The sequence below is a fragment of the Caulobacter sp. S45 genome, from assembly GCF_009765965.1.
GTDB lineage: Bacteria > Pseudomonadota > Alphaproteobacteria > Caulobacterales > Caulobacteraceae > CAHJWH01.
Window position 1 is genome coordinate 832,313 of the sequence record NZ_LMUL01000014.1, and the last position, 7,532, is coordinate 839,844.

The 7,532-nt window shown below is 62.9% G+C and carries 4 protein-coding genes; 1 reads left to right on the plus strand and 3 read right to left on the minus strand.

From position 1 onward, the window contains the following. Window positions 1-98 precede the first annotated feature (98 nt). The 3 genes from GSQ87_RS10920 to GSQ87_RS10930 form a co-directional block, all read right to left on the minus strand. Window positions 99-2,147 (minus strand): TonB-dependent siderophore receptor, encoded by a 2,049-nt coding sequence (locus GSQ87_RS10920; protein ID WP_158915473.1) that lies wholly within the window; start codon window positions 2,145-2,147, stop codon window positions 99-101. 1,693 nt (window positions 2,148-3,840) lie between these two features. Next, the gene (locus GSQ87_RS10925) at window positions 3,841-6,015 is read right to left on the minus strand and encodes a prolyl oligopeptidase family serine peptidase (RefSeq protein ID WP_158915474.1); all 2,175 of its coding nucleotides are present in this window, start codon (window positions 6,013-6,015) and stop codon (window positions 3,841-3,843) included. A 146-nt stretch (window positions 6,016-6,161) separates the two neighbouring features. Beyond that, window positions 6,162-6,614 carry an OsmC family protein gene (locus tag GSQ87_RS10930; RefSeq protein WP_158915475.1) on the minus strand — a complete coding sequence of 151 codons (453 nt, stop codon included), beginning with the start codon at window positions 6,612-6,614 and terminating at the stop codon, window positions 6,162-6,164. A gap of 163 nt (window positions 6,615-6,777) precedes the next feature. Here GSQ87_RS10930 and GSQ87_RS22465 point away from each other — a divergent pair. Next, window positions 6,778-7,532, plus strand: a 755-nt coding sequence (locus GSQ87_RS22465; RefSeq protein WP_216839212.1) for a DUF885 family protein, incomplete at its 3' end; no start/stop codon positions are given.

Here is a 7,532-nt window from a genome sequence, read left to right on the forward strand (position 1 = left end):
TTCCAGTCCGCGCGCGCCTACCAGGCGGCGTGGTGTTCATGACATCCGCGACGGATTGCGTCCGCAGCACATATGTCGCTGCGTTATCCCCAGTTGCTTCAGTACGTTGTCGAGATCGAGAACTTGACCACCCCAGGAAGGCTCTCGCCAAGGAACAGGCCGCCCGTGGCCGCCCAATAGCGGGTGTTCGCAACGTTCTGGGCGTTCACCCGGAAGACTGTCGGATGGCCGGCGATTTCACGTTGATAGGCCGCCCCCAGATCGAAGGTCGTGTAGGCGGGGATGAAGGCGTTGTTATTGGCGTTGATCGCCTGATTGCCGGTGTAATAGACCCCAGCCGTTAAGCTGACGGCGCGATAGAATGGTAGCTTATACTCGCCTGAAACCGATGCGGTGGTCTCGGGCGTACCCTCGATGCGCTTACCGGCGATTGACGGCGTGAAGATTGGACTACTGACGGTCGCCGCCGCTGAGATCTGCTTTGCGGAAAGGAAGGTGGCGCTGGCGTAGATCGAAAGATCTCGATTCACTTCACCCGTCAGGCTGAGTTCCTCGCCCTTGTATTCCGCTTGACCGTCCAGGACGTAGACATTGGCGCTGTTGACGTAGGTGGAGCCCCGCGTGATGTCGAAATAGGCGACCTGGAAGATCAGGCCACGACGCGGCTCGATCTTGAGCCCATATTCCTTCTGCTGGCTCATGGTCGGGCCGAGCTGGGCGTTGGCGTTCACCGCCGTAGACGGGGCGACCACCGTGGTCTCCAGGCCCTCGATATAGGTGCCGTAGATGCTGGCCCAGGGTACGGGCTTCAGGATGCCGCCGTAAGAATAGGACAAGGGCGTATCGGGGCCGAAGGTGTCCTGGCCCAGCGTCTTATCCGACTCGGTGTAGTGGGACTGGCGCACACCGCCGAGCACCTGAAGCCAGTCGGTGATCTTCACGCGGTCGAAGAAGTACAGGCCTTGGTCGTCGATCCGGGTGGTGTCGGCGGTGAACTTCGGCGTCGCGGGCTGGGCGATCGAAATCGGGGTGAAGAAGTTGTCGGCGAAGTTGAGCTTCTTGGCCACCGGCGCGAAGGAATCCTTGATCGCCCGCTGAGCGCCGATCATCACCTCGTGCAAAAGCGGCCCGGTGTAGAAGGTCCCGTCGATCTCGGCGCGATAGCTGACCGTGGTGAAGATGGCGTCCTGCGGCGAGATCGTCAGCGTGCCGGCGCCGGTCGCCACATTGGTCGGGGCGAAGGTCGGCAAGTAGCGGAAGCGGTTGAGGTGCGAGACGCCAGCGTCGGTGGTGAAGCTCCAGGCGTCGTTGAACTTATAGGTCATCTTGCCGAGGACATTGGTCTCGGTCGCGTCGTTGCTGGCCCAGTTCGGCCCGAAGTTGCTCGACGGGTTGAGCAGGGGCGGCAGGGCCAGGGCGGGGAAGGGATTGGCCGGCGTGGCGGTCGGGGCGCTGCTGAACCGAAACGTGGCCGGCTCGACGATGTTCTTTTCGAAATTCTCCACGTCCAACGAGAAGGTGAGTCGATCGATCGGCTTCCAGTCGAACGCGCCCGAGATCATGTAGCGGTGGCCGGTGGAATACTTGACGCCGTCGTCTATGTCGGCGAACAGCCCGTTGACGCGGGCGCCGAACTTGCCGTAGGGCCCGGTCCAGGTGTCGCTGGCGTCAACCGCCCCGCCCCCGCCGCCATGGCTGTCGCCGAACGCGGTCGCGCTGAGCAAGGGCTCGGAGGTCGGCCGCTTCATGGTCAGGTTGACGATGCCGGCCGGGTTGGAAAAGCCGTAGTACAACGCCGATGCGCCCTTCAGCACCTCGACCCGGTCCTTGTCCTCCAACGGGAAGGCGATCGAACTGATGATCGGCAGGCTGCCGTCCAGGCGGAAGTTGGAGCGCGTGTCGACGATGATGCCGCGGATGGTGATGTTGTTGTAGACCGCCGGCCCATTCGAATTGCTCGACACGCCCGCGGTGTTGCGCAGAGCATCAATAAGATCGATCGCCTGCTGCGACTTCAATACTTCGCCGGTGATGACGTTGATCGTCAGGGGAGTGTCGAGGTTCCTTGCGCCGCGGAAGCTGCCGGCTTGGACATAGTCGGCGCTGAAGCTGTTCTTGCGGTCTGCAGTGACCACGATCTCGCTCAAAGTCGCGGGCTTCTTCCCTCCGGCGCCTTCGCCGGGATTTGGCTCGGCTTGCGTGGAGGCGGCCGCAGGAGTCGCCTTAGGTGGGACGACGACCGCGGAAGCGACGGCGGGCGAAGGTTGGCTTTCCGAAGCGTCGGCCGCTTGCGCGCGGGCCTCGCCAAACGTGGCGGTCAGTGCGGTCGTCGCCACCAAAGCCGACACCCAAGTTCCGCGCCCTATCACCATCTTTCAGATTCCCTCACCCTGACGTCCACCCGGATCGGGAAGTCTCTCCCGTTGATTTCTTTGTGCGCGGCCTTTGCTGTCACCGACCTTTCACGAATGCGTCGTGACGATTGGAAATTAGGACGCTGGGTGAGGGATCATTTCCTTTTTCTACAATGATTTACATCAAACTCGGGCGCACCGTCGCAAGACGCCGTCGCCAGTTGGCCTCTCAGCTGCAAGCGAGAATACCAGCCTCAAAGATTGCGATCCGAACGAAAATTCCGATTGCTTGACGCCTTCGACGTGAAGATTGCATATGAACAAATCTATTCAAAATACTCATCTTCAAAACATAATCCCTGACCATTCGCGTTAGGAATATTACGCAAAATTATTGCATTGAGACGCCTTCGCCTGAATTCACGCCCCAGGGTCGATATCGCCGCGGGACAGTTGCAGCACGAAGGGGATGGCGTAGTCGTCGGACGTGATAAATCTTGGCGGTCGCGGCCACCACAATGACCACATACCGCCGCCGGCCTCCCGACGTAGGCCGTCGGCGCCTACACGCCAAAGGAAACGCTAGTCAGAGACGGGATATCGCCTATCAACCTCAGAAGGGCGCCTCATGTTACGATGGTTAGGATCTTATTGGCCACGAGGACTCGTTCTCGGGAGTGAATATTCACCAACCCATGAGCCATTGTATCCATGAAGCAGACGCGGATCAGAAGGAGTAGCAATCTCCCCTGGGACCTTTCCAGGCCTTCGGGTTGCCTATTGATTTTTCGCGGTGCTTCCGGCCGCTTCGGAGCCGCTCATGCCGCGCAGATTTAACAATATCCCCCGCCGGGTGATTTCCAAGTGTCCCGTTTCAGAAAAGCCGCTGGAAACACACGCAATTATGACAATGGGACAACTCGCGAAACTCAAGGATGGTTTGATCGTCTGGTGCCCCTACTGTAGGGCTACGCACGATTTGCAGCGAGACACCCTGGCTCTAGCTCAGTGAAGCATCCGGCCCAGCCATATTAAATTTTCAGCATCGTCAATTCGTAATACGTTTTTGCCAATAGCGATAAAATAATGCGCCTGGCGAGCTAATTTAACGCAGGCGAGGAGTCGCCTTCGCAGTTGAATTTCATCCGAGACGGAAATATCCCCTTCTAGGAGTATTTGGGTTCCTGGGGTAAGCGCGTGACACGAGGTCTTTTGACGGCTACGCCAATTTCGTTGCTGCTTTGGTCGGCGATCATCCTCCTGGTGAGACATTTGCTGCACGCTGGCTAGGCTTTGGCGATTACGCTCCGCCGTAGGACGGCGACGAGAGCCGAATTCATAATCGTGCCTGCCCGCCCGGCGCGGAAACGCCTCCCCTACCCCAGCCCCGTGATCTCCCGCCCCCCGCGTGGGAGCGCCGCTTCGTAGATGGAAGGCCGGATCGAGCGTGGAACATAACCATGGCGCGCCCGATGATTCCAGAATCTCAGGCCGGCTGGTAAGCCGGCGCGCCCGTTCTCCATAGGAGAAACGCGTAGGTGTCGGCCGCCTCACGGTCCTGTTGCGCACGGGTCGAGCCGATGCCGTGACCCGCGTCGTAATCCACCCTTAGAAGGATCGGCTTCTTCGACGAACTCGCCGCCTGTAGTCGCGCCGTCATCTTGGCCACATGGAACGGCGCCACCCGCGGGTCCGTGACGCCGGTGGTCAGGAGCACGGCCGGATAGGCCGTCCCGTCCCTCACCGCTTGATAGCTGTCGATGCTCTTCAGCGCGCGGTAGCCGGCCGGGTCGGCGATGGCGCCCCATTCAGGCTCTTCGCCATAGCCGTTCTGCTCCACTACGTAGCGAAGGGGATTGGACCAGCCGACGCCGTCGATCACCGCCGCGAACAGGTCCGGCCGTTCGGTCATGGCGCGGCCGACGGTGATCCCGCCAGCCGACCGCCCACCGATCGCAAGACGCGCCGGCGACGTATACTTCTCGGTGCAGATATGTTCGCAGACGGCGATCAGATCACGCCACGTGTTGGGCTTGTTCGCGAGTTGCCCGGCCTTGTGCCACTCGCGACCGTACTCTCCGCCGCCGCGCACGTTGGCGTAGCCGACGATGAAGCCGGCGTCGATCAGCGCCAGGGTCCTGCCGGCGAAGGCGGGGGTATAGGCGGCGGCCCCGTAGGAACCGTAGGCGGAAATCCACGCCGGCGTCCGGCCGTTGCGGATCAGTCCCTTCTTGTAGATCAGGCTGTAGGGGATTTTCACCCCGTCCTTGGCCGTCGCGAAGCCGCGCACCGTCTCATAGGCGCCGACGTCGATGGCTGGGCGGGGCGTGACGCCGGTGTCCGCCACATCGCCGCTGGGAGAGACCGACCAGATTCCCGCCGGGGCGAGCCACCCCGTCAGCGACATCAATGCTCCATCCTCGCCGGGCGTGGCGAACACCGACCCGATCGTCCCGTCAAAGGGCAGATGGACCTCCGTCACCTGCCCGTCGTGGCCGAGATGGCGCAGGCGACTGATCCCACCGTCCATCATCTTCAGGTACAGGCCGTTCCGGGCGCGCTGGAAGTCGTCGATCACGACCGGCCCTTGCGGGACAACCTCCACGGCGTTGGCGAGGGACGGCTGGGCCGCCGACGTGCGTACCAGCCGGCCACGCGGCGTTCCCTTGTTGGCCAGCATGTAGAAGACGTCGCCGTCGAGCTCGACGCCGGTGATCTCGTCCTCGAACCCGGCGACCGGCGTCCACCGCGCCTTTCCGGCGACGACATCGGCAAGCGGCGCAATCAGGACCCGCGTCTCGGGCCGCACGTCCGCCAGGATCAGGATCGCATGGCGAGCGCCTTGGAAGGTCATGACGTAGGGCGCCTGGATCCGGTCGAAATCCACGCCCGCCACCAGCCCGCGCTTCATCAGGATCGGGTCGGAGGCCGGGTCGGTCCCCAAACGGTGGAAACGCGCCTGGCTGTCCAGGAAACGGTCCGGCGTATCCGCCGCGCCGGTGAGCTGGTTGTAGAAGAAGCCGCTGGCGTCATCGAGCCACTGCGGATTGGCGGCCTGGGTGTTGGCAATGCGATCCGGCAGGTCGCGCCCATCGGCGACCGTCAGGACATGCAGCAGGGAATCCTCGCTGCCGTCCTTGGACAGACCATAGACGACGCGCGACCCGTCCGGCGAGGCGGTCCACCAATCGAGCGAGACGTGTCCTTTGGCGCCGCTCAAGAGTGTGGGATCGACCAGCACCCGGTCATGTCCGTCCTCGCGGACGAACAGTTTGTAATTGTCGGCGCCACTAGGGCGCTGCTGGTAGAACAGCTTGCCGCCGGCGCGCTGAACGCGGCTGGTGAGCGCCGCGTCTCCCGAGAGTTGCTGGATGCGACGTAGGAGGGCGTCGCGCCCCGGGATGGCGTCCAGGACCGCCCTTGCGTGATCGTTCTGCCCCTTCAGGAACGGCAGCCAGTCGGGATCCTTGTCGTTCTCCATCCAGCGGTAGGGATCGCTGAGGGTGTCGCCAAAATAGATGTCCTTGACCACCGCCACCTTGGCCACGGGAGCCGGCGGTGCGCCTGCGATACCCGCCCCGCGCGCGGTGAAGCCGAGCGCCGCATTCCCGATCAGGCCCGCACCGCTGGCGAGCAAGGTCCGCCGATTGAAACTGGACATGACGATCGCTCCGTACTCACGAAGCGGACTAGGCCAGTTTGAGGCCGCCCTTTCAAGCCGGGGTAGAGCCAGAGGACTAATAGGTCTTAGGACAAACACCGGCGCCCTAATGGTCTGATCCGGCCTGCCCCTGGGGCCAGCAAACCTCAGGCGACCGTCACCTCTGTCCTGACGGAATTGGCGATATAGCAACCTTCGTGCGCTTCATGATGCATCTGGCCCAGCTCGACACCGTCCGGCGCGGGGCCCGCCCAATCGATTTCCGGATGCAAGACGACCCTTGTCAGCGCCAACCTGCCCGACGAGATCGCCTCCATCCAACCCTCGGCATGATCCCGATAGGCCGCGACCGAGAAACCGGCGAGCCGGGCCACGTGCAGGAAGGTCAGCATGTGGCAACTGGAAAGCGCCGCGACGAGCATCTCCTCCGGATCGATAGCCGCTTCGACGGCCCACTTACCGACGACATGCGGTGACGCGGATGCGGAAATGACGGCGCCGCCGTCGAACCGCACGGTATGGCCTCGACTATATCGACCGTGCAGGAAGTCTTCGTCGCCATCCAGGGTCCAACTGACCTCTGCTACATAGGTGGACATACGGCGCCCTCTTCAGCCTATCCCAGCTAAGTCGGCCGCAACGGACATGTCCACCCGCGAACGGCGCCGTCCCGGGTTGCCGAGATACATATACAATATACGTTCGCCTCGATGGGTTCGTCGCAGCGGGCAAGGCCTGCCTGCGGCACATGGGGGAAACGGCATGAAGACTTTGGCGATCCTGTTCTGCACTGCAGCCCTGGTCGGGGGCGGCGTCCAGGCGATGGCGCAGCCTGCCGCAGGCTCCGCGGACGCCCGCTTCAAGGCCATCTACACCGAGGAATGGAACTGGCGGCGCACCGAGATGGGCGGCGGTCGTGGGGCTGAGCAGCCGATGGACCACCTGCCCCGGGTGGACAAGGCGACCCAGGACAATCGCCTGAAGCACTGGAGCGACGCCCTGGCGGCGGTGGTCGCCATTCCGCCCGACCAGCTCTCGCCGGCCGAACGGATCAACCAGGCGGTCTATCGGATGCAGCTGGAGACCCTGGCCGGGGACCAGACCTTCAAGCTCTACGAAATGCCGTTCAACAGCGACACCCAGTTCTGGTCGTCGCTGGCGTCGGGCGCCCGGCGGCCGTTCCGCTCTGCTGAGGAATACCGAGCCTACATCGCCCGGCTCAACGACATGCCGCGCTACTTCCAAGACGAGACAGTGAACATGCGCGCCGGCCTCGCGCGCGGCTTCAGCGTGCCACGCGAGACCCTGGTCGGGCGCGACGGCTCGATCCTGGACGCCGCCGATCCGGCCAAGCCCGAGGACAACCCCTTCTTCCAGCCGTTCAAGAACTTCCCCAAATCGATCCCGGCGGATGAGCAGGCCAGTCTGCGTGCGGCCGGGCTGAAGGCGGTGCAGGGCTCGGTGATCCCGGCGCACCAGAAGCTGCTGGCCTTCTACCGCGACGAATACCTGCCCCA